The organism is Microlunatus sagamiharensis, from assembly GCF_900105785.1.
Lineage (GTDB): Bacteria > Actinomycetota > Actinomycetes > Propionibacteriales > Propionibacteriaceae > Microlunatus > Microlunatus sagamiharensis.
The window spans coordinates 585665-606751 of record NZ_LT629799.1; the positions used below are offsets into that span (position 1 = coordinate 585665).

Annotated in this window: 21 protein-coding genes; 8 read left to right on the forward strand and 13 right to left on the reverse strand. The window is 75.0% G+C overall.

Annotation, left to right across the window (positions count from 1 at the left end; genetic code table 11):
* Window positions 1–25: 25 nt before the first annotated feature.
* Both BLU42_RS02695 and BLU42_RS02700 read right to left on the reverse strand, forming a co-directional pair.
* The gene (locus BLU42_RS02695; protein ID WP_091073150.1) at window positions 26–808 is read right to left on the reverse strand and encodes an SDR family oxidoreductase; all 783 of its coding nucleotides are present in this window, start codon (window positions 806–808) and stop codon (window positions 26–28) included.
* Complete coding sequence (locus tag BLU42_RS02700) at window positions 808–2007, reverse strand: phytanoyl-CoA dioxygenase family protein (protein ID WP_091073151.1); 1200 nt, start codon at window positions 2005–2007, stop codon at window positions 808–810. The genes BLU42_RS02695 and BLU42_RS02700 overlap by 1 nt, the downstream gene beginning before the upstream one ends.
* Window positions 2008–2116: 109 nt before the next feature.
* On the opposite strand from BLU42_RS02700, the gene BLU42_RS02705 reads away from it, so the two are divergent.
* Window positions 2117–3160 (forward strand): LacI family DNA-binding transcriptional regulator, encoded by a 1044-nt coding sequence (locus tag BLU42_RS02705; RefSeq protein ID WP_091073152.1) that lies wholly within the window; start codon window positions 2117–2119, stop codon window positions 3158–3160.
* Between the two features lie 77 nt (window positions 3161–3237).
* Here BLU42_RS02705 and BLU42_RS02710 read toward each other — a convergent pair whose 3' ends face one another.
* Complete coding sequence (locus BLU42_RS02710) at window positions 3238–3609, reverse strand: VOC family protein (protein ID WP_231918406.1); 372 nt, start codon at window positions 3607–3609, stop codon at window positions 3238–3240.
* A 103-nt stretch (window positions 3610–3712) separates the two neighbouring features.
* On the opposite strand from BLU42_RS02710, the gene BLU42_RS02715 reads away from it, so the two are divergent.
* Window positions 3713–4666: a helix-turn-helix transcriptional regulator gene (locus BLU42_RS02715; protein ID WP_091073154.1), complete on the forward strand. Its 954-nt coding sequence runs from the start codon at window positions 3713–3715 to the stop codon at window positions 4664–4666.
* A 6-nt stretch (window positions 4667–4672) separates the two neighbouring features.
* On the opposite strand, the gene BLU42_RS02720 is transcribed toward BLU42_RS02715, so the two are convergent.
* The 3 genes from BLU42_RS02720 to BLU42_RS02730 are packed head-to-tail and all read right to left on the reverse strand — an operon-like array spanning window position 4673 to window position 9679.
* Entirely contained in the window at window positions 4673–6163 is a 1491-nt protein-coding gene (locus BLU42_RS02720) for a hypothetical protein (RefSeq protein ID WP_091073155.1), read from the reverse strand.
* Window positions 6164–6188: 25 nt separating this feature from the next.
* Window positions 6189–9161, reverse strand: coding sequence for an FAD-binding and (Fe-S)-binding domain-containing protein (locus BLU42_RS02725; protein ID WP_091073156.1), 2973 nt, complete (start codon window positions 9159–9161; stop codon window positions 6189–6191).
* Window positions 9162–9211: 50 nt separating this feature from the next.
* Window positions 9212–9679: a MarR family winged helix-turn-helix transcriptional regulator gene (locus BLU42_RS02730; protein ID WP_091073157.1), complete on the reverse strand. Its 468-nt coding sequence runs from the start codon at window positions 9677–9679 to the stop codon at window positions 9212–9214.
* Window positions 9680–9883: 204 nt separating this feature from the next.
* Here BLU42_RS02730 and BLU42_RS02735 point away from each other — a divergent pair, with 204 nt between their 5' ends.
* Both BLU42_RS02735 and BLU42_RS02740 read left to right on the forward strand, forming a co-directional pair.
* Window positions 9884–11713, forward strand: coding sequence for an AMP-dependent synthetase/ligase (locus BLU42_RS02735; RefSeq protein ID WP_091073158.1), 1830 nt, complete (start codon window positions 9884–9886; stop codon window positions 11711–11713).
* A complete protein-coding gene (locus BLU42_RS02740) occupies window positions 11706–12572 on the forward strand; it encodes an acyl-CoA thioesterase (protein ID WP_091073159.1) in 867 nt (288 codons plus the stop codon). Before BLU42_RS02735 ends, BLU42_RS02740 begins: the two co-directional genes overlap by 8 nt.
* A 7-nt stretch (window positions 12573–12579) precedes the next feature.
* On the opposite strand, the gene BLU42_RS02745 is transcribed toward BLU42_RS02740, so the two are convergent.
* Window positions 12580–13089 (reverse strand): globin, encoded by a 510-nt coding sequence (locus tag BLU42_RS02745; protein ID WP_091079162.1) that lies wholly within the window; start codon window positions 13087–13089, stop codon window positions 12580–12582.
* A gap of 160 nt (window positions 13090–13249) precedes the next feature.
* Between BLU42_RS02745 and BLU42_RS02750 the strand changes: the two genes are divergently transcribed.
* On the forward strand, window positions 13250–13678 hold the full coding sequence (locus BLU42_RS02750; protein ID WP_091073160.1) for an OsmC family peroxiredoxin: 429 nt from the start codon (window positions 13250–13252) through the stop codon (window positions 13676–13678).
* A 74-nt stretch (window positions 13679–13752) separates the two neighbouring features.
* Here BLU42_RS02750 and BLU42_RS02755 read toward each other — a convergent pair whose 3' ends face one another.
* Entirely contained in the window at window positions 13753–14430 is a 678-nt protein-coding gene (locus tag BLU42_RS02755; RefSeq protein WP_091073161.1) for a mechanosensitive ion channel family protein, read from the reverse strand.
* A gap of 65 nt (window positions 14431–14495) precedes the next feature.
* Between BLU42_RS02755 and BLU42_RS02760 the strand changes: the two genes are divergently transcribed.
* The gene (locus BLU42_RS02760) at window positions 14496–15458 is read left to right on the forward strand and encodes a DMT family transporter (RefSeq protein ID WP_231918407.1); all 963 of its coding nucleotides are present in this window, start codon (window positions 14496–14498) and stop codon (window positions 15456–15458) included.
* A 42-nt stretch (window positions 15459–15500) separates the two neighbouring features.
* Here BLU42_RS02760 and BLU42_RS02765 read toward each other — a convergent pair whose 3' ends face one another.
* Genes BLU42_RS02765 through pyrR form a run of 4 tightly spaced genes read right to left on the reverse strand, consistent with a single transcriptional unit; the run spans window position 15501 to window position 19317 of the window.
* Window positions 15501–16379 carry an aldo/keto reductase gene (locus BLU42_RS02765; RefSeq protein WP_091073162.1) on the reverse strand — a complete coding sequence of 293 codons (879 nt, stop codon included), beginning with the start codon at window positions 16377–16379 and terminating at the stop codon, window positions 15501–15503.
* 15 nt (window positions 16380–16394) lie between these two features.
* Window positions 16395–17690, reverse strand: coding sequence for a dihydroorotase (locus BLU42_RS02770; protein ID WP_091073163.1), 1296 nt, complete (start codon window positions 17688–17690; stop codon window positions 16395–16397).
* Entirely contained in the window at window positions 17687–18667 is a 981-nt protein-coding gene (locus tag BLU42_RS02775; protein ID WP_091073164.1) for an aspartate carbamoyltransferase catalytic subunit, read from the reverse strand. The genes BLU42_RS02770 and BLU42_RS02775 overlap by 4 nt, the downstream gene beginning before the upstream one ends.
* Window positions 18667–19317 carry a bifunctional pyr operon transcriptional regulator/uracil phosphoribosyltransferase PyrR gene (pyrR, locus tag BLU42_RS02780; RefSeq protein ID WP_172825843.1) on the reverse strand — a complete coding sequence of 217 codons (651 nt, stop codon included), beginning with the start codon at window positions 19315–19317 and terminating at the stop codon, window positions 18667–18669. The genes BLU42_RS02775 and pyrR overlap by 1 nt, the downstream gene beginning before the upstream one ends.
* 123 nt (window positions 19318–19440) lie before the next feature.
* Between pyrR and BLU42_RS02785 the strand changes: the two genes are divergently transcribed.
* Together BLU42_RS02785 and BLU42_RS02790 are read left to right on the forward strand one after the other, a co-directional pair.
* Complete coding sequence (locus BLU42_RS02785; RefSeq protein ID WP_157719734.1) at window positions 19441–19797, forward strand: hypothetical protein; 357 nt, start codon at window positions 19441–19443, stop codon at window positions 19795–19797.
* The gene (locus BLU42_RS02790; RefSeq protein WP_231918408.1) at window positions 19778–20179 is read left to right on the forward strand and encodes a DUF5130 family protein; all 402 of its coding nucleotides are present in this window, start codon (window positions 19778–19780) and stop codon (window positions 20177–20179) included. The genes BLU42_RS02785 and BLU42_RS02790 overlap by 20 nt, the downstream gene beginning before the upstream one ends.
* 25 nt (window positions 20180–20204) lie before the next feature.
* Here BLU42_RS02790 and BLU42_RS02795 read toward each other — a convergent pair whose 3' ends face one another.
* Complete coding sequence (locus tag BLU42_RS02795) at window positions 20205–21086, reverse strand: DNA-3-methyladenine glycosylase family protein (protein WP_091073168.1); 882 nt, start codon at window positions 21084–21086, stop codon at window positions 20205–20207.
* Between the last annotated feature and the right edge of the window lies 1 nt (window position 21087).

The window sequence follows — 21087 nt, forward strand, 5'->3', positions numbered from 1 at the left end:
CCGTGGTCGTGCAACCGCTCCGTCGTCAGTCGTGGGCGCCGGGGACGACCTGGTCCCAGTCGATGACGGAACCCGTCACCACGCCGCTCTCGGGCGAGAGCAGCAGCACGACCAGGCGCGCCGCGTCCTCGACCTGACCGAGCTTGCCCATCGGGAGCTGCTCGGCCGCCCGCGCGAGCCAGTCGTCGCCCGCGCCGTGGAAGCGCCGCTGCGTCTCGTCCTCGCCGGGCGTCTCGGTCCAGCCGATGTTGACGCCGTTGACGCGCACCCGGTCGAAGCGGTGCGCGTGCGCCGCGTTCTTCGTCAGGCCGACGAGCCCGGCCTTCGACGCGACGTACGGCGCGAGGTACGGCTGGCCGCCGTGCGCCGACATGGTGATCACGTTGACCACCGAGCCCGGCTCGCCGCGACGGACCATGTCGGCGACCGCGGCCTGCATCAGGAAGAACGGCGCCCGCAGGTTCACGGCGACGTGGGCGTCGAACAGCTCCGGCGTCGTGTCGAGCAGGGTGCCGCGGTCGGTCAGCCCGGCGGCGTTGACGAGCCCGTCGACCCGTCCGAACCGTTCCACGGTCGCGGCCACGCTCGCCCGGGCCTGCTCGACGTCGGTCACGTCGGCCCGCACGAACGTCGCCGGGTGGCCGCCGAGCGCGTCCAGCTCGGCGACGAACGCCTCGCCGACCTCCGCCCGCCGCCCCGTCACGACGACGTGCGCGCCAGCGGACACGGCGGCGCGGGCCACGCCCGCGCCGACGCCCTGCGTACCGCCGCTGACGAGGACGACGAGGTCCTGCAGCGATCCCGGCATCAGATCTCGTCCGTGCGGTGGCGCACGTCGTAGGTGTCGAGCGTCTCGGCGAGCGCGTCCGGCTCGACGTCGTCGGCCAGGGCCTGGGCGACGATCTCCGCCTGCGAGAGCGGCGTCAAGCCGTTGACGTTCGCGTCGAGGTCGAGGTTCGTCGGGAACGGGTAGCCCTCAGCGGACGCGGCGAGGGCGTTGGCGAGCGAGGCGGCGTCCACGCCGGCCGCGCGCCGGGCCCGCAGCACCGGGTAGACCGCCCGGACGACCTTCGAGCGGTCCACCGTCTCCATGGCCCGGCCGAAGGCCGAGCTGACCTGCAGCAGGTTCGCCATCCGCTGCACGTCGGCGGAGACGTTGGTGCCGGCCCCGTGGAACAGCGCCGGGTTGAAGAACGCCGCGTCGCCCTTGGCCAGCGGCAGCTGCACGTACGAGCGCAGGAAGTGCTCCCGGAACTCCGGCAGGCGCCACGCCAGGTAGCCGGGGGCGTACTGGTGGCTGTACGGCAGGTACATCGTCGGGCCGCTCTCGACGGGCATGTCGGAGTGCGCGACCGCGCCCTGCAGGGTCAGCACCGGGGACAGCAGGTGGACGTGCGCGGGGTAGCGCGCCGCCGTCTCGTTCGACAGGAAGCCGAGGTGGTAGTCGCGGTGCGGGTCCTGCGCCTGGCCGCCGGGGCGGACGACGTTGACCTGCGAGGTGACCTGGTAGGCCGGGCCCAGCCAGGCCGACGACACCAGCGCGAGCAGGTCGTTGCCGTAGTAGTCGACGAACGTGCCGGGGTCGCGCACCGCGAGCTTCTCCAGCGCGTTCCACACGCGGTCGTTCGCGCCGCTGCCGAAGTGGTCGTTGCCGCCGGCCCCGCCGGCCCGCTCCGCCGTGATGATCTCCTCGAACGCGGCGGTGGCGCGGTCGACCACCGCGGTGTCGGGGAACGCGCCGCGGAAGGCGACGACGCCGGGCCCGTCGGTGAGGGCGCGGACGAGCTCGGCCTGCACGGTCTCGCGGCCCGCGTCGTCGACGGCGACCCGGCGCAGCGTGGCCGCGTCGTAGACGAGCACGTCCTGCACCACCTCGGCGGCGTGCGGGTAGTCGGCGACGTCGGTTCGCTGCTCGAGCAGGGCGAGGAAGTCGTCGAGCCGGCAGTCGGCCTCGGTGAACCGGGCGGGGAGCTGCTGGGAGCCGGGGCGCTGAGCGGTGACCGTCATGGTCTCTCCTGGTGGGTAGGACGGGTGGCGTACGCAGAACAGTAGGGGAGCGTGAGAGGCTGGCGACCTCATCAAACCCCTCAGAAACACCTCAGAACGAGGTCAGGCCGTGCCTCACCACCCCTACCGGATCCGCGAGATCGCCGAGCAGTCCGGGCTCAGCCCCGCCACCGTCGACCGCGTGCTCAACGAGCGTCCCGGCGTGCGGGCGAGCACCGTCGCCGAGGTGCGCCAGGCGATCGTCGACCTCGACCGGCAGCGCGACCAGGTCCGGCTCGCCGGGCGCACCTTCCTCGTCGACCTCGTGATGCGGGCGCCGCGGCGGTTCACGGCCGGTGTCCGCGCCGCGCTGGAGGCGGAGCTGCCGACGTTGCAGCCGGCGCTCGTGCGCGCCCGCTTCCGGCTGCGGGAGGAGGGACCGGTCGCCGAGGTGGTCGAGACCCTGGACGCCATCGCCCGACGCGGGTCGCACGGCGTGCTGCTCAAGGCGCCCGACCACCCCGACGTCGTGGAGGCGGTGGACCGGCTGGTGGCCCGCGGCATCCCGGTGGTCACGCTGGCCACCGACCTCCCGCTCAGCCGGCGGGCGGCGTACGTCGGCATCGACAACCGCGCGGCGGGGGCGACGGCGGCCTACCTGCTCACGCGGACCGGCGGCGCCAGCGCGGCGCCGGTCCTGGTGACGCTGAGCAGCACGAGCTTCCGCGGCGAGGAGGAGCGCGAGGCGGGGTTCCGCTCGACGATGCGGGAGATGGCGCCCGGTCGGGTGCTGCGCGAGGTCTCCGAGACCGACGGGCTCGACGCCTCCATGCTGCGGGCCGTCGGCGACGTCCTCGACGCCGAGCCCGACCTCGACGCGGTCTACTCGATCGGCGGGGGCAACACCGCGGTGCTGGAGGCCTTCCGCGCGCGGGGGCGGGTCCCGCAGGCGTTCGTCGGCCACGACCTCGACGAGGACAACCTGACGCTGCTGCGCCGCCACCAGATCACCGCGGTCCTGCACCACGACCTGCGCGCCGACGCCCGGCAGGCGTGCCGCCTGCTGCTGCAGTGGCACGGCGCCATCCCGGGCGTCGTGTCGTCCGCGCCGTCGGCGATCCAGGTCGTCACGCCCTTCAACGTGCCGCTCGACGCCGGTCGAGGTGGCTCGTAGCGCCCGTGGTCCTGACGACCGGGAAGACGTACGCGGTCGTGGGCCCGTCGACGGACCCCGGGGAGTGAGGTCCGGGTTCAGTGCCGGGCGGCCCAGTGCGGGTTGCTCATGAACCCCAGCACGTTGTCGAAGGGGTCGACCACCGACGCCGTCACGAAGCCCTCCCCGCGCGGGGTGACGGGCTGCCGCTGGGTGGCACCCAGGGCGACGAGGCGGTCGAGCGCGGCCTGCGGGTCGTCGACGTGCCAGCTGAGGACGGCCCCGCCCGGCGTACGCGGCTCGTCGGCCGGGGCGTAGCGGGCGTCGATGATGCCGAGCTCGTCCTCGTCCGGCCCGACGCGGAACTCCACGTAGCCCGGGGTGACGTGGTAGGGCTCGACGCCGAGGACCTCGGCGTACCACCGGGCCGCAGCCTCGAGGTCGGCGGCGTAGACGTTGACGTTGGACATGCCCTGGAGCATCGGTGTGCCTCCTGCATCGGTTCGGCTGACTCGACCAGGGTCGCGGAGAAAGTGATCACCTCCCGATCACTTTCTTCACGAGGATGAGCGGGTGCGCGCGGACCGCCTGGTGAGCCTCCTGCTCCTGCTGCAGTCACGCCGACGCCTGACCGCGGCCGAGGCGGCGCAGGAGCTCGAGGTGTCCGTCCCCACGGTGCGGCGCGACCTCGAGGCGCTGTCGGCGGCGGGCGTGCCCGTCTACGCCCAGCCCGGTCGCGGCGGGGGCTGGTCGCTGGTCGGCGGGGCGAGGACCGACCTGAGCGGGCTCACGGCGCCGGAGGTGCGGGCGCTGTTCCTGCTGGTGGGCCCGGGGAGCGACGTGTCGCCGGCCGTCCGGACCGCGCTGCGCAAGCTGGTGCGGGCGCTGCCGTCGACGTTCCGGGAGCAGGCCGAGACCGCCGGGTCCGCCGTCGTGCTCGACCGACGGCGCTGGGGCGCCGAGCCGGTCGCCCGCCCGCCGCACCTGGACGCGCTCGAGCGTGCCGTCGTCGAGCGGCGTCGGGTGCGGCTCGCCCACGCGGGCTCGAGGGGCGGCGCGACCGAGCGCGACGTGGAGCCGCTCGGGCTCGTCGACCACGACGGGACCTGGTACCTGCTGGCGGGGACGGTGGCCGGGCAGCGCACGTTCCGGGTCGACCGGGTGAGCGCCGTGACGGGACCGGCGAGCGGCGAGGAGCGGTTCGAGCCGCCGCCCGGCTTCGACCTGGGCGCCGCGTGGGCGGCGGTCGCGGCCGGGATCGAGCGGGCCCGCTCCGCCGTCGAGGCGACGCTGACCCTGCCCGAGGACCGCGTGGGCGCCTTCCGCGACGTGCTCGGCCCGGCCTACGTCGACGTGGTCGGCAGCGAGGCGGGGCGCACGCGGCTGCGGGCGCGCGCCGACACGGCGACGATGCTCGCCCGTCAGCTCGCCGGGTGGGCCGACCTGGTCGTGGTGGAGGGACCCGAGGAGGTGCGCGCCGAGCTGGTCCGCCTCGGCGCGTCCCTGACCACGGCGTACGGGACCTGAACCGGCTCAGCGGATCGCGCGGACCCCGACCGGCTGCACGTACGGCACCCCGGTGCGCAGCGTGGCGGAGAAGGCGTCGTCGGCCCAGACCAGCAGCGTGTGGTCGCCGGGCTGCAGGCGGTAGACGGAGTCGTTGGGGAAGAAGGGCTGGAGGCCGGGCTGCCCGTCCGGGGCGTACACGATGGCCCGGTTCGCCGCGGCCGGGCTCGGCACCACCCGGTAGAGCCCGGCGCGGGTGACCCGCAGCGTCAGCAGGGCGTAGCCGCCGTCGGTGAAGGTCACGTCCCGCACGACGTCGGGGTCGAGGACGCCGGAGGGCACGTCGCTCCGCTCGGCGTTCAGGACCATGAGGACCTGCGCGCGGCTGAGGCCGCGGGCGTAGCCGAGGACCGCGTCCGCCACGCTCTCGGGCAGGCTGGTGCGCCACCCGTCGCCGTCCTGCACCGCGGTCAGCGAGAAGGCCCCGTCGTGCCCGAGCAGCTCGAGCGCGCCGAGCGTGCCCGCTCCGCCCGCGTAGCGGTACGGCGTCGGGCGCAGGCACGAGGTCCGGCGGCCCACGGTCGCGCACGGACCGGCCAGGTCCAGCGACGTCCCGAGGCGGAGCGCGCCGACGCGGACGACGGTGCGCCCGCCCTCGCTCGGCCCCGGCGTCGTCAGCAGCCCGGACACCTGCGGGGAGGAGCGGTCGGGCCCGCTGAGGGCGAGCCGGCCCGCCCAGAGCTGCACGACGTCCGACCCCGACGCGTCCAGGGTCCGGGCGAGCGGCACCGCGTCGCGCCGGGCCTGCGGGTCGAGCAGGGCGCGGAGCGTCGACTCGACCGCGGCCTGCGGGTCGGGTGCGGGGGTGGGTTCGAGGGCCTCGACCGCGGTGGGGCTGCCGGCGGGGACCGCGGGCCCGAGCAGCGTGGCGAGCACGCTCACGTACCACCGGCCGCCGCGCTCGACCGCGACCAGCCCCGTGCGCCGCCCGAGCCCGGGCAGGTCGCCGACGCCGTACGACTCCACCTCAGGCTCGCTCACCCGCTCGCGGGCGAGCCAGGTCCGCAGCAGCCCGTGGGCCCGGGCGGGGTCGCTGCGCACGCGGACGACCAGGTCGCCGAGCCCGACGACCGCGACGCCGCCGCCCTCGGACTCCACGCGCGGCGAGGCGCCGGTGAGGGTGAGATCGAGCCCGTCGAGCGGACGGGCGTCGTCACCGGCGCGGCCGCCGCCGACGGCCTGGGGGAGGTCGAGGTCCACCAGGCGCTGGGCGAGCGAGGAGCCCAGGCGGGCGAGGGCGGCGCGCTCGGAGGGTTCGACGAGGCGGGCCAGGGCGCCGAGGTCCTCGTGGTCGAGGGCCGTGACGACGCCCGAGGCGAGCCGGGTCGGCGAGGACGCCCCGCCGCGCAGCCGGTCGACCACCGCGAGGCCGCCGAGCACGAGGGCGACGACCAGCACGCCGACGCCGAGGACGAGCAGCAGCCGTCTGTCGACCGGACGGGGCTCGACGGCGAGCACCTCCGGACCTGCCGGTGCAGGCGCCTCAGGGGACGTCGACGGACTCCTGGTCCAGGGTCGGGCGCTGCTGAGAGGTCGGCGGCTCGGCGGTGGCGGACCCGTCGTGTCGGTCGGCCGGGGCCGGTGGCGCGACCGCCGGGTGCGGCCCGCGCGGGGCCCGGAAGCCAGGGGAGAGCAGCTCGGCCAGGGTGACGGCCTGGCGGTCGGCGAGCTCGGCGAGCTGGGTGCGGCAGGAGAAGCCGTCGGCCAGCACCACCGCGTCCGGCCGCTGCCGCACGGCGGGCAGGAGGTCGTGCTCGGCGACCGCGACGGAGACGTCGTAGTGGCCCTGCTCCACGCCGAAGTTGCCGGCCAGCCCGCAGCAGCCGCCGACGGTGGTGACGGTGGCCCCGGTCGCGGCGAGCAGGGCGGCGTCCGCCCGCCAGCCGATCACCGAGGCGTGGTGGCAGTGCGGCTGCGCGACGACCTCGACCTCGCTCAGGTCGGGCGCGCTCCAGCCCGGCGTGCGCTCCAGCAGCTCGGCGAGGGTGTGGACGCCCGCGGCCACCTCGGCGACGCGCGGGTCGTCGAGCAGCTCGGCGGCGTCGCTGCGCCACACGGCCAGGCAGGACGGCTCGAGGCCGACGACGGGGACGCCCGCGGCGATCACCGGGTGCAGCACGTCGAGAGCCTGGCGCAGCTGGCGCCGGGCCCCCTCGCGCTGGCCGGTGCTGATCCAGGTGAGCCCGCAGCAGGCGTTGCGCTCGAGGAAGCGCGGCGCGTAGCCCGCGGACCGCAGCACCTCGACGACCGGTCCGGCGCCCGCGCCCTCGAAGCAGTCGGAGAAGGAGTCGACCCACACGACGACGTCCTGGCCGTCGGCCGACGGACGCCCGAGGTCCACCCGGTCCCGCGCGGGCCGGGCGGAGAAGCGGGGGAGGGAGCGGCGCTGGTCGACCCCGGCGCCCCAGCGCAGCAGGTGCCGGAGGCCGGGCGTCGCGCCGGTGACGTTGATCAGGGCGGACAGGCCGCGGACCTTGGTGATCAGCCGTCCCCAGCGCGGCAGCCAGCCGAGCGCGTAGTGGCTGCGCGGGCGCAGCCGTCCGGCGTACGCGTGGTCGGTGGCGATCGACTTGTACGACGCCATGTCGATCCCGGTCGGGCAGTCGCGGGCGCAGCCCTTGCAGGACAGGCAGAGGTCGAGGGCGTCGTGCACCTCGGGCGCACGCCAGCCGCCGGGCAGCGTGCCCTGGACCAGCTCTTGGAGGACGCGGGCGCGGCCGCGGGTGGAGTCCTTCTCCTCCCGGGTGGCCTGGTAGGAGGGGCACATCACGCCCTGGGCGCCGGTCGTGTTGGCCAGGCACTTGCCCACGCCGGAGCACTTGTGGACCTCGGCGGAGAAGTGGCGGCTGACCGGCAGCGGCCGCCCGACCAGGCCCGAGGCCCGCAGGTCGGCGTCGACGGGGGCGGGGTCGACGAGCACGCCGGGGTTGAGCAGGTCGTCGGGGTCGAAGGCGGCCTTGACCTGGCCGAAGAGGGCGATCGCGGCGGGAGAGTACATCGCGGGCAGCAGCGCCGAGCGCGCCCGGCCGTCGCCGTGCTCGCCGGACATCGAGCCGCCGTACGACGCGACGACGCGTGCCGCCTCCTCGACGAAGCGCCGGTACGTCTCCGAACCGCCCGGCGAGGTCAGCGGGAAGTCGATGCGGGCGTGCACGCAGCCGTCACCGAAGTGCCCGTACGGCAGCGCGTCCAGCCCGAACTCGGTGAGCAGGGCGTCGAAGTCGCGCAGGTACGCCCCGAGGCGGGCGGGCGGCACGGCCGCGTCCTCCCAGCCGGGGTACGCGGGCTGCTCGAGGCTGACGCCGGCCAGGCCGGCGCCGTCCTCGCGGATCTTCCACAGCGCGAGGGCCTGGGTCGGGTCGGTGACGACCGAGCCGTCGAGGGCTCCCGCGTCGGCGAGCACCCGCGCGGCCCGGGCCTCGACCTCGGCCGGGTCGTCGCCGACGACCTCGACGAGCATGAAGCCGTCGCCGCGGGGCAGCGGCGGCACCGCGGAGTCGCCGCGGCGACGGCGGACGACGTCGACGATACGGCGGTCCAGGCCCTCGACGGCGGTCGGACGGTGCGGCAGGACGGCGACCACCGCGTCCGCGGCGTCGGCCATCGTGGCGTAGCCCAGCGCGACCATCCGCTTGTGCGGGGCGTCGGCGACCAGGCGCACGGTCGCGCCGGTGATCACCGCGAGGGTGCCCTCGGTGCCCGCGAGGAAGCGGGCCACGTCGAAGCCGCGCTCGGGGAGCAGGTGCTCGAGGCTGTAGCCGGACACCTGGCGGCCGAAGGTGCCGAGCTCGGTGCGGATCGTGCCCAGGTCGCCGGCGACGACGTCGCGCAGCGCGGCCAGGCTGGTCGCCTCCGGCGCGGCACCGCCGTGCTCGAGGTGCAGCCGCTCGCCGCGGCCGGTCACGACGTCGAGGGCCATCACGTTGTCGGCCGAGCGCCCGTAGCCGAGCGCGCGCGGCCCGCACGCGTTGTTGCCGATCATCCCGCCGATGGTGCAGCGGTTGTGCGTCGAGGGGTCCGGTCCGAACCGCAGCCCGTACGAGGCCGCCGCGGCCTGCAGCGAGGACTGGACGACCCCGGGCTCGACCCGGGCCGTGCGCGCCTCGGGGTCGACCTCCCCGATCGCGGTCAGGTGCCGGCCGACGTCGACGACGAGGCCGGGCCCGACGGCGTTGCCCGCGCAGGAGGTGCCGGCGCCGCGGGTGGTGACCGGCACCCGGGCCGCCCGGGCCGCGTCCAGCACCGCCACCAGCTCGTCGACGTCGCGGGGCCGGGCGACCGCCCGCGGCACGACGCGGTAGAGCGAGGCGTCGGTGGAGTAGAGCGCGCGGGCCAGCGTGGAGGAGTCCAGCGCGCCGAGCGCGTCACGGGAGCGGAGCTCGCGGGTCAGGTCGCCGAGACCGTCGGGGACGTCCCCGTCACCGGGGGCCAGGAGCAGGGGTGCGGGCGAGGACATGGTCGTGCCCGATCGTAGTCGGGCGGTGGCGCCCGGACGTCCGACCGGCGTCAGTCCTGGGACGTGGCCACGACGGCCCGGAAGACCCGGCCGACGGCCTCGAGGTCGGCGTCGTCCACGGCGTCGACGAAGTTGCGCCGCACGCACTCGACGTGGCTCGGCGCCGCGTCCTCGAGGAGGCGGTAGCCGGCGTCGGTCAGGTTGGCCCACACGCCGCGCCGGTCGACCGGGCAGGTGGAGCGCTCGATGAGCCCGCGCTTCTCCATGCGGGTCACGGTGTGGGTCAGCCGCGAGCGGCTCTGGTGGACCGCGTCGGCGAGCTCGGCCATCCGCAGCTGGCGGTCGGCGGACTCGGACAGGGTCACGAGGATCTCGTACTCGGCGAGGTCGAGACCGTGGTCGCGCAGCTGGGCGTCGAGGCGTTCGCTGAGGACCGCGCTGCCCAGCAGGTACGCCCGCCAGGCGCGCTGCTGGTCGTCGGTGAGCCAACGCGCTGCCGGGGGTGCAGTGGTGGTCATGGTGAGGAAATGATAGGTCGTTGATGAGCCAATCACCTACGCCGGCGTCACACCCGGCGCGACGGTGTCGTCCCCGTGGGTGACAGGACCGCGCCGGGACTGCTCCGGGGACGCGGGGCCGGTGTCCGGTAGCCTGACGCGACCAGCCTTCACCGTGGCCGGCTGACGCTTTCGAGGCGGCCCGTACAAGCATGCGGAGCCCTCATGGACCTTGCCGACCACACCGACCGCGCCGCCGAGATCCTCGCGAGCCGGCCGTCCTCGATGGGGGCGATGCTGCTCGAGCAGGTGGCCGCGTCGGGTGAGCGGGAGGCCTTCCGGCACCTGCAGGACGGGCGCTGGGTGTCGCTGACCTGGAGCGACACGCGCGACGCGGTGTTCGAGATCGCCGCCGGTCTCCTGGCCGTGGGGGTGGAGCTCGAGGACCGCGTGGCGATCGCCTCCGGCACCCGCATCGAGTGGGTCCTCGCCGACCTGGCGATCATGTCCGCCGGCGCCGCGACCACGACCGTCTACCCCACGACCCAGCACGAGGACGTCGCCTTCATCCTCGGCGACTCCGGTGCCCGCGTCGTCTTCGCCGAGGACCAGAGCCAGGTCGACAAGATCGAGGCGCACGCCGACGAGCTGACCGACCTCGAGACGATCGTGCAGATCAGCGGCACCCCGCGCGGGGGGCGGACGATCTCGCTCGACGAGCTGCGCTCGCGCGGGCGCCAGCGGCTCGCGGAGCACCCGGGCTGCGTCGAGGACGTGATCGCGCGCACCGGGCCCGACCACCTGGCGACCCTGATCTACACCTCGGGCACCACCGGGACGCCCAAGGGCGTCCGGCTCGTGCACGACTGCCTCACCTACGAGGGCGCGGCCGTCGAGGCGTACGACATCATCTACCGCGACGACCTGCAGTACCTGTGGCTGCCGCTCAGCCACGTCTTCGGCAAGGCGCTGCTCGCGATCCAGCTGCGGATCGGCTTCGCCAGCGCGGTCGAGGGCGACATCGACTCCCTCGTGGAGAACCTCGGCGTCGTGCAACCGACCTTCATGTGCGGGGCGCCGCGCATCTTCGAGAAGGTCCGTGCCCGCGTGATGACCAGCGCGTCGTCGGGGCCGAAGAAGCGGATCGTCTCCTGGGCCTTCTCGGTCGGGCGCCGGACCTCGCCGCTGCGGCTCGCGGGCGGGCGTCCCAAGGGGCTGCTCGCTGCCCAGCAGGCCCTGGCCGAGCGGCTGGTGTTCTCGGCGATCAAGGCCCGCATGGGCGGCAAGATCAGGTTCTTCGTGTCCGGCTCGGCGGGCCTCAACCGCGAGGTCCAGGAGTGGTTCCACGCCGCGGGGCTGCTCGTCCTCGAGGGCTACGGGCTCACCGAGACCAGCGCGGCGACGTTCGTCAACAACCCGCGCGCGACCCGCTTCGGCACGGTCGGACCGGTGATGCCCGGCTCGGAGGTCAAGATCGCCGACGACGGCGAGGTCATGATCAAGGGCCCGGGGGTCATGCGCGGCTACCACCACCTGCCCGAGGCCACCGAGGAGGCCTTCGTCGACGGCTGGTTCGCGACCGGGGACCTCGGCGAGCTGGACGACCACGGCTACCTCAAGATCACCGACCGCAAGAAGGACCTGATCAAGACCTCCGGCGGCAAGTACGTCGCGCCGTCCGAGGTCGAGGGCGTGATCAAGGCGGCGAGCCCGTACGTCAGCCAGGTCGTCGCGCACGGCGAGGGCCGCAAGTACATCTCCGCGCTCATCGCGCTCGACCCGCAGGCGATCGCGGAGTGGGCCGACGGGCAGGGCCTGTCCTACGGCTCGACGGAGGACCTGACCAGGGCCCCCGAGGTGCGGGCGCTGATCGACGGTCACGTGCAGGCCGCGAACCGCAAGCTCGAGCGCTGGGAGACCGTCAAGCGCTGGGCCTTCCTGCCCGGCGAGCTCGACGTGGAGAACGGCGAGGTGACGCCGAGCTTGAAGGTGCGCCGCGCCGAGGTCGAGCGCCGCTACCGCGACCTGCTCGACTCGCTCTACGACCTTGACTGAGCCGGCGGCCGCACCGACCCGCTTCGTCCACCGCTCGCCCCGGCGCTGGGGCGACCTCGACGCGCAGGGACACGTCAACAACGCGGTCTACCTCGACCACCTGCAGGACGCCCGCGTGGCGTTCCTGCACGCGGGGGCCGAAGGGCTGGCCGACATGCTCACGACCGGGGTGCTCGTCGTGTCGCACCAGGTGGAGTACGTGGCGCCGGTCGGCTACGGGCCCGAGCCGCTCGAGGTGTCGGTGTGGATCGACGCGCTCGGCGCCAGCCGCTTCGTCGTCGGCTACGACGTGCTCGACAGTGGGCGCGTGGCGGCGCGCGCACGCACCGCGCTGGTGCCCTTCGACCTGGCCGGCGGCGGGATGCGCCGGCTCCACGAGGTCGAGCGGGCCGCCTTCGCCGCCTACCTCGACCCGGCCGAGCCGCTGCGCCCGCTGCCCAAGGTCGGCGTGGGGGAGGGCGCGGCACGCTACCCGCTCACCGTGCGCTGGTCGGACCTCGACGCGTACGGCCACGTCAACAACGTGAAGTTCTACGACTTCGTCCAGGAGGCGCGCGTCGCGATCATCAGCGCGACGCTCGACTGGTCGGCCGGGGTCGTGTGGTCGGTCGTGCGCCAGGACCTCGACTACCTCAAGCCGCTCGACTTCCGCTGCGAGCCGTACGAGGTGGCGACGAGCGTGGTCGCGGTCGGCAACCGGTCGTTCACCCTCGCCGCGGAGATCCGCGACCCGGCGACGGGCACGACGTACGCTCGCGCCCGCACCGTCGCCGTCGGGCCGCGACCCCTCGACGACGGGGAGCGACGCGCCCTGTCGACCTGGGCGCTGCCCGGTGCGGTGGGGGTTCCGGGGGCCTGAGCCGCTTTCAGCCCTCGGTGGGCCGACGCGGCTGCAGCGAGACCGTGCGGCCGCCGACGGGCAGGCCCATCGAAGGAGCGGTAGGGGCCGCGCCCCCAGACTCACCGGGGCTGTTGACCATGAACTGCGCCGCGCGCTCGAGGTAGGTCCACATCTCGTCGCGCTGGGCCTGCGGCAGGTCGAGGGAGTCGACGGCGTCGCGCATGTGGGTGATCCAGCGGTCGCGCATGTCGGGCGTGACGTCGAAGGGCGCGTGCCGCATCCGCAGGCGCGGGTGGCCGCGCTGCTCGCTGTAGGTCGTGGGCCCGCCCCAGTACTGCTCGAGGAAGCCGCGCAGCCGGTCCTCGGCCGGCGCGAGGTCCTCCTCGGGGTAGAGGTCGCGGAGCGGCTGGTCGCCCGCGACGCCCTCGTAGAAGCGGCGGACGAGGGCGACGAACGTGGGGTGCCCGCCGACCGCGTCGTAGAAGCTGGTGACGGGTGCGGCGGAGGGCGCAGGGCTGGCTGACGGCTCGGACATCGCCTCCATCATCCCCCTCCCGCGCCGACCGCCGGGTGGACGAGACCGCCCGGCGCCGCCGAGGACGGCTTTGGCACGATGGGTCGCGGACGACCGACCCGGTCGCCCGACGCACGCGCCGGCCACCGCCGGCGACCCACGATCACGCAAGGAGCTGCACATGGCTGTCGTCCGTACCGCCGAGGCCCACTGGGAGGGCTCGCTCATGGAGGGCCAGGGCGAGGTCGAGCTGGTCTCGTCCCAGGTCGGGAGCTTCGAGGTCAACTGGCCGTCGCGCGCCGAGGAGCCGAACGGCAAGACGAGCCCCGAGGAGCTCATCGCCGCGGCCCACTCGACCTGCTTCTCGATGGCGCTCTCGCACGGCCTCGCCACCGCCGGCCACGCGCCGACGAGCATCGACACCAAGGCCGAGGTGAGCTTCCAGGCCGGCAAGGGCATCACCGGCATCAAGCTGACCGTCGTCGGCGACGTCCCCGGCATCACCGCGGACGAGTTCGACGCGGCCGCCAAGGAGGCCAAGGAGAACTGCCCGGTCTCCCAGGCCCTCACCGGCACGACCATCACGCTGGAGTCCAGCTTTAAGGGCTGAGCCCCGCACGCCGAGCACCCCGTACGCGCCTGCGTACGGGGTGCTCGCGTCTTCGGGGCCGGTGCTGCCTCGGCTCAGTCCTCGGGGCGCGCCGGGGTCTGGGTGACGGGGTCGACGAGGCGCACTTTGGCTGTCCCGTGGTCCGGGCCCGGGCGGCCGGTGCCGCCCTGGCTGAAGTTGCCGACCCGGACGATCTCGCCGTTGCGGACGTACCAGGCGTTGCCGCTGTCGTCGCGCAGCGTCGTGGTCCGCAGGCCGATGGCCTCGACCGTCCCCGAGGCCTCCTTCATGTCGATGTAGTCACCGACGCCGAACTGGTCCTCCACCAGCATCGTCACGCCCGCCACGAGGTCCTTGACCACGTTCTGCAGGCCGAAGGCGATCGTCACGGCCACCACCGAGGTGCCGGCGACCAGCGAGGTGATGTTGAAGCCGAGCTCGGAGACGACCATCAGGATCGTCACGACCGTGATGAGGACGGTCGAGGCGTTGCGGGCCAGGGAGCCCAGCGCGCGGATGCGCGAGTCGCGACGACCCACGGCCGACGGGTCCGGCTCGCGCAGCGCCCGCAGCGGGCGGATCCGGATCCGACGCCGGTCCCCGGTGGTGTTGCGGACGGTGCGGTCGATCAGGCCGTTGACCACCGCGCGGGCCACCAGCGCCAGGACGATCAGGAAGACGATGCGCAGCGGCACGAACTGGGTGGCCTGGGCCAGGGTCCGGGGGAACCACTCCGGCAGGTTGTCGGGCATGGCCCACACCCTAGGAGCCGCGGACGGCGCGGGAAGTGTCTGAACGGCCTGCGATCCTTCGGTCCGTGGTCACCGTGCAGCAGTCGTCCGCGCCTCCGCAGGGGCTCGGCCGCCTCGGCCTGGTCGCCGTGGTGGTGACGGTGCTCGCCTGGGCCTCGGCCTTCGTCGTCATCCGCCTCGCCGGCCCCTGGCTCAGCCCGGGCGCCCTGTCGCTGGGCCGTCTGCTGGTGGGCACGGTCGCGCTCACGGCCATGACCTCCCTGCCGCGCTTCGGCGGCGGCCGGCGGCTCGCCTCGCTGCGGGCCCTGCCGCAGCGGGTCCGGTGGCTGCTCGTCTTCGTCGGGCTGGCCTGGTTCGCGCTCTACAACGTCGCGCTCAACGCCGGCGAGCGCCACGTGGACGCCGGCACCGCGTCGATGATCATCCAGATCTCGCCGGTGCTCGTCGCGGTCCTCGCGGGCACGGTGCTCCGCGAGGGCTTCCCGACCCCGCTCGTGGTCGGGCTCGCCGTCGCGCTGGCCGGGACGCTGCTCATCGGTCTCGCCTCCGGAGCCGCGGGGACCCGGGGGACCTCGCCCGGCCTCGGCGTGGCCCTCGTGCTCGTCAGCGCGGTCGCGTACGCCTGCGCCCTCGTCGCGCAGAAGGTCGTGCTGCGCCACCTGTCCGGCCTCGTCGTCACCTGGGCCGCGTGCACCGTGGGCACGATCGCCTGCCTGCCCTTCGCCGGCGAGCTCGTCCACGACCTCGCCGCCGCGCCCGCCAGGGTCTGGTGGTCCGTCGTCTACCTCGGGCTGGTGCCCACCGCGCTGGCCTTCTCGACCTGGGCCTTCGCCATGGGCCGCAGCGACACCGGTCGGCTCGCCACGACCACGTACGCGGTCCCGCCGGTGGCGATCGCGCTCGGCTGGCTCGTCCTCGGGGAGGTCCCGCTGCTGCTCGCCGTCCTCGGCGGCGTCATCAGCCTCGTCGGCGTCGCGATCGCCCGGCGCCCCGGACGGCGCCGTCGGGAGCCGGTGGCGACGGCCTGAGAGCGTCGCTGGCTGGACGGGACCGCGAGCGTGGTCGTCGGCTCAGGTCGAGCTGGGCCAGTCGGCGCCCACGCGGTCCCAGGCCTCGTCGAGGTGGGCGACGACCTCGGGCGGCAGCGGTCCGGCGGACGCGGCCTCGACGTTCTCGCGCAGGTGGTCCAGGTGGGCGGTGCCGACGATGGAGGAGTGCACGCCCGGGGCGTGCGCGGTGAAGCGCAGCGCGAGCGCGGTCCAGCCGAGCGGGCCCGGGTCGAGCCGCAGCTGCTGCAGCCGCTCCCAGTAGAGCTCGGCGTAGTGGCCGGTCGGCCGCTCGTCGAACCGCCACGGGGCGTTCGCCACCGGCCGCTTGGCGATGACGCCGAGGGCGGGGTCCTGCCCGACGACGTGGTGCAGGTTCCAGCGGTCGGCGACGTTCACGCTGCACTCCAGCGCCCCGAAGCGGCTGGAGGACGCGGCGTACGCCAGCGCCTCGTTGTCCCCGCTGTAGCCGGCGACGACGACCCGGCCGGCCTCGACCTCGGCGTCGAGGGCGTCCTGGGCCTCGCCGCGCTCGAGCACCTCGAGCGAGCAGGAGTGCAGGAAGAAGACGTCGACGCGCTCGGACCGCGTCCGGCGCAGCGTCTGCTCGACGCTCGCCCGGACGGCGCCCGCCGACCAGTCCTCGTGCCCCTCGACGCCCGAGCCGCCCTTGCTCGACAGCACGAAGTCCCCGCGCCGGTCGTGGAGGTGGCGCCCGATGCGCTCCTCGCTCGCGCCGTACGACAGCGCCGTGTCGACCAGGGTCACCCCGAGGTCGAGCGCGCCGCGCAGGAGGCGCTCCGCCTGCGGCTCTGTGACGTCCCGCTCGCCGACCTGGCCGGCACCGAGGCCGATCCGGGAGACGGTGAGGCCGGTGGAGCCGAACGGTCGCTGCTCGATCACCCCGTGATCATCTCCTCAGGACCGGGCGAAGGTCCGGCGGCCCCGCCACCAGGTCGCGACGACCGGGTCGGGCAGGTCGCGCCCGTGCCACGGGTTGTTGCGCGACAGCGACAGCGAACCGTCACGGTCCACGACCGCGCGGCGCCCGGGGTCGACGAGGACGAGGTTCGCGGGCTCGCCGACGGCGAGCGGACGGCCCTGCCCGGTCAGCCGGGCGATGTGCGCCGGCACCGACGACATCCGGGTCGCGACGTCGGCCCAGCCGAGCGAACCCGGCCGGACCATCGTCTCCACGACCACGGCGAGCGCGGTCTCGAGCCCGAGCATGCCGAAGGCGGCGTCGACGAAGGCGTGCTCCTTGTCGTGGCGGGCGTGCGGCGCGTGGTCGGTCCCGACCGCGTCGATGGTCCCGTCGGTCAGCGCGCCGCGTAGCGCGGCGACGTCCTCGGTGCTGCGCAGCGGCGGGTTGACCTTGTACGTCGGGTCGTAGCCGAGCAGCTCGTCGACGGTGAGCAGCAGGTGGTGCGGCGTCACCTCGGCGGTGACGGGGACGCCGCGGCCCTTGGCCCAGCGCAGCACGTCGACGGTCTCGGCGGTGGACACGTGGCAGACGTGCAGCCGGGACCCGGTCAGCTCGGCCAGCTGGACGTCGCGCGCCACGATCCCGGCCTCGGCGACCGCGGGCCAGCCCGGCAGGCCGAGCCGGCCGGAGGTCTCGCCCTCGTCGCAGCAGGCGTCGCGGCCGGCGAGCCCGGGGTCCTGCGCGTGCTGGGCGACGACCCCGTCGAAGGCGCGGACGTACTCCAGCGCCCGGCGCATCAGCCGGGCGTCGGATACGCAGTGCCCGTCGTCGGAGAAGACCCGGGTCCGCGCCGTCGAGCGGGCCATCAGGCCGAGCTCGGCGAGCTCCTCGCCGGCCAGGCCCTTGCTGACGGCCCCGACGGGCACGACCTCGGCCGAGCCGACCCGGGCGGCGAGCGCGGCGAGGTGCTCGGCGGCGTCGGCGGTGTCGGTCACGGGGTTGGTGTTGGCCATGGCCAGGACGGCGGTGTAGCCGCCGCGGGCGGCCGCGCGCGTGCCGGACTCGACCGTCTCCGCGTCCTCGCGGCCCGGCTCGCGCAGGTGCGTGTGCAGGTCGACCAGGCCCGGCAGCGCGACGAGCCCCTGGGCGTCGACGCGGAGGGCGTCGCCGTGGGCGTCGCCCGGGTCCGCGAACCGTCCGTCACGGACCAGGAGGTCGCCAGGACCACCCCCGGCCAGGTCGGCCCCGAGCACGAGGACGTCGCGCCCCTGCCCCTCGTCCTGCGTCACCGCACCGCTCCTGTCGTGTCGCCGGCGTCGTCCTGCCCGCCGAGCAGCTGGTAGAGCACGCTCATCCGCACCGCCACGCCGGCCGCGACCTGGTCGAGGACCAGCGAACCCGCCGAGTCGGCCGCGTCGGCCGAGATCTCCAGGCCGCGGTTCATCGGGCCCGGGTGGCAGATCGGCGTCCCGGGGCGCAGCAGCCCCAGGCGCGTGCGCGTCAGCCCGTAGCCGACCGTGTACTCCCGTGGGGTGGGGAAGTAGCCGCCCGACATCCGCTCGCGCTGGACGCGCAGCATCATCACGGCGTCGACGTCGGGCAGCACCGCGTCCAGGTCGTGGCTGACCTCCACCGGCCAGGTGCCCACGCCCGACGGCAGCAGCGTCGGCGGGGCGACGAGCACGACCTCCGCCCCGAGCGTGGTCAGCAGGAGGACGTTGCTGCGCGCGACGCGGGAGTGCGTGATGTCGCCGACCACCGCGACCCGCCGACCGGCCAGCGCGTCGGACCGGCCGGGGTCCTGGGCGCGGAAGTGCCGCCGCAGGGTGAAGGCGTCGAGCAGCGCCTGCGTCGGGTGCTCGTGGGTGCCGTCGCCGGCGTTGACGACGTGCACCCCGAGGCCCTGCGCGGCGAACCAGCGCGCCACCTGCAGCGGGGCGCCGCTGGCCATGTGCCGCACGACCATGGCGTCGATGCCCATCGAGGCGACGGTCAGCACCGTGTCGCGCAGGGACTCGCCCTTGGAGGCCGACGAGCCCTTGGCGCTGATGTTGATCACGTCGGCGGAGAGCCACTTGCCGGCCAGCTCGAAGGAGCTGCGGGTGCGCGTCGAGTCCTCGAAGAACAGGTTGACCACGGTGCGGCCGCGCAGCGCCGGCAGCTTCTTCACCGGGCGGCTCTGGACGAGCGCCATCTGCTCGGCGAGGTCGAGGATCTCAGCGACCTCGGCCGCCTCGAGGTCGGCGGCGGACAGCAGGTGGCGCATCAGTCCTCGTCCCCTTCCGTGGAGCCGGTCGTGTCCGGGGAGCCCGGCTCGGCGTACGCGTCCTCGGGGCCGGCCTCGGGCAGCCCGGCCGGGGCCGAGATCGTCACCTCGCTGGTGCCGTCGACCTCCTCCAGGCGCACGGACACCCGCTCGCCCGAGCGCGTCGGCAGGTTCTTGCCCACGTGGTCGGCGCGGATCGGGAGCTCGCGGTGCCCGCGGTCGACCAGGACCGCCAGTCGTACGGCGCGGGGACGGCCGAGGTCGCCCAGGGCGTCCAGCGCCGCGCGGACCGTGCGGCCGGAGAAGAGCACGTCGTCGACGAGCACGACCACGGCGCCGTCGACCGGGACCGGCACCTCGGTGCGCCCGACCGCCCGGGTGGGCTGGCGGCGCAGGTCGTCGCGGTACATGGTCACGTCCAGCGAACCCACCGGCACCGGGCGCTCGAGGCCCGGCTCGGCCTCGGCGATGGCCCGGCCGAGGCGCCGGGCGAGCGGCACGCCGCGGGTCTGGATCCCCAGCAGCACCAGCCCGGCCGCGCCGCGGTTGGCCTCGAGCACCTCGTGGGCCATGCGCGCGCAGGCCCTGGTGATCTGCTCGACGTCGAGGACCGTACGGCTCGTCGCACGGGGGTCGTCGGGCTCCGTCAGGGACACGCCCGCACTCCTCCAGTCGTCCGCCCGCTCCGGGCCCGTGGCCGGCCCAGCGGGCCGCCGACCCCGCTCTGACCAGGGGTCGCGTCGTCGTCGTGGGCCGCCGGATACCGTTGGTCCATGACGGTGAGCATGCTAGTGCCTCTCGACACGACCCTGTTCGGCTGGCCGGAGGTGCCGCCCACCTCCCCGCTGCAGGAGCTGGGCCTGCTCGTGGGCATCCCCCTCGTGGTGATCCTCATCGTGTTCGCGGTGTCCAAGGGCAACAAGGTCATGCAGGAGTCCCGGCGCGGGCCCGGTCCGCACGAGGACGACCCGGTCTGGATGGGCGGGCGCGCCCGCTCGATCATGGGCGGTGCCGACGACGAGCTGCCGGCCATCGCCGAGGGCGAGCGCCGCGAGCTCGAGGCGTCGCCCAGGACGGCCGGGCCGGCCACGGCCGAGGCGGACGCCGGGGGTGCCAGTGCCCGCTGGTGACGAGCTCACCCCGGACGCCGACCGCCGGCTCCGGCGGGCGGTCGAGATCGCCGAGGACGCGTCCGGGCTGCGCTTCTCCCTCTACGTCGGGCCGGCGGAGGAGGACGCCCGGGCGTTCGCGCTGCAGGTGCACGGCTCCCTGGAGGACCCGTCCGAGACGGTCCTCGTCCTCTGCGACCCCGACCTCCGGGTCCTCGAGGTGGTGACCGGCCCGGGCGCCAAGCGGGCGCTCTCCGACCGCGACTGCGCGCTGGCGGCCGCGTCGATGCGCTCGTCCTTCGTGGCCGGCGACATCGTCGGCGGCCTCTCGCACGGCATCACCCAGATGGGGGAGGCGGCCCGTCGGCCGCAGACCCTGCACGCCCGCACCGACGACGACTAGGCCCACGCGCGCGAGGCGTGGCGGCTCAGACGTAGGGCCGCCACAGGTGCACGGTCGCGTAGCTGCGGAACGGTGACCAGGCCTCCGTCGTCGTGATCCCGCGGGCCTCGAGCTGGCGGCGCACCGCGAGGTCGGTGCCGAGCAGGACGTCGCGCTCGCCGAGCGCCCGCAGCCCGACGACGTCCGCCGTCCACGGGCCGATGCCCGGCAGCGCGATCAGCGACCGGCGCAGCTCCGGCCAGCCGCGCTCCGGGTCCAGGACCAGCGACCCCGAGGCCAGGGCCGCGGCCAGCCCGACCAGGGCGCGGCCCCGGGCCCGGGGCATCGGGAGCGTCTCGGGGTCGGCCGCGGCCAGCGCGTTCGTCGTGGGGAAGAGCCACGCGACGCCGGAGGCGTCCGGTGCCTCGAGCCGCTCCCCGTACGCCTCGGTCAGCTTGGCCGAGCAGCGGGCGGCCGCGGCCATCGAGATCTGCTGGCTGACCAGCGCCTGGACCGCGGCCTCGGCCACGTCCGTCGCCCCGGGCAGGCGCAGCCCGGGGCTGCTCGCCACGTCGGGCGCCAGGTGCTCGTCAGCGCCGAGCCGCGCCCCGATCTCCGCGACCGCGGCGTCGGCGTCGACGAGACGACGGGTCCGGCGCTCGGCGTCCTCCTCGTCCGCCGGGTCGCCCGAGAAGGCGAAGCCGAGCACCGAACCGTCCCAGCGCACCCGCACCAGGCCGGGGCCGTGCGCGAGCCGCATCGAGCGGGCCAGCGTGCAGACCCCGTCGACCTCGGTGTGCGCCTCGACCCCCGGGACCGCGAAGCGGCGCAGGAAGGCGAAGAGCGTCGCGCCGTCGAAGGGTGTCGTCGTCGCGAGGGTGCGGTACGCGACCGGCTGCGAGCGGTCCGTGCCGGCGGAGGGTGCCACG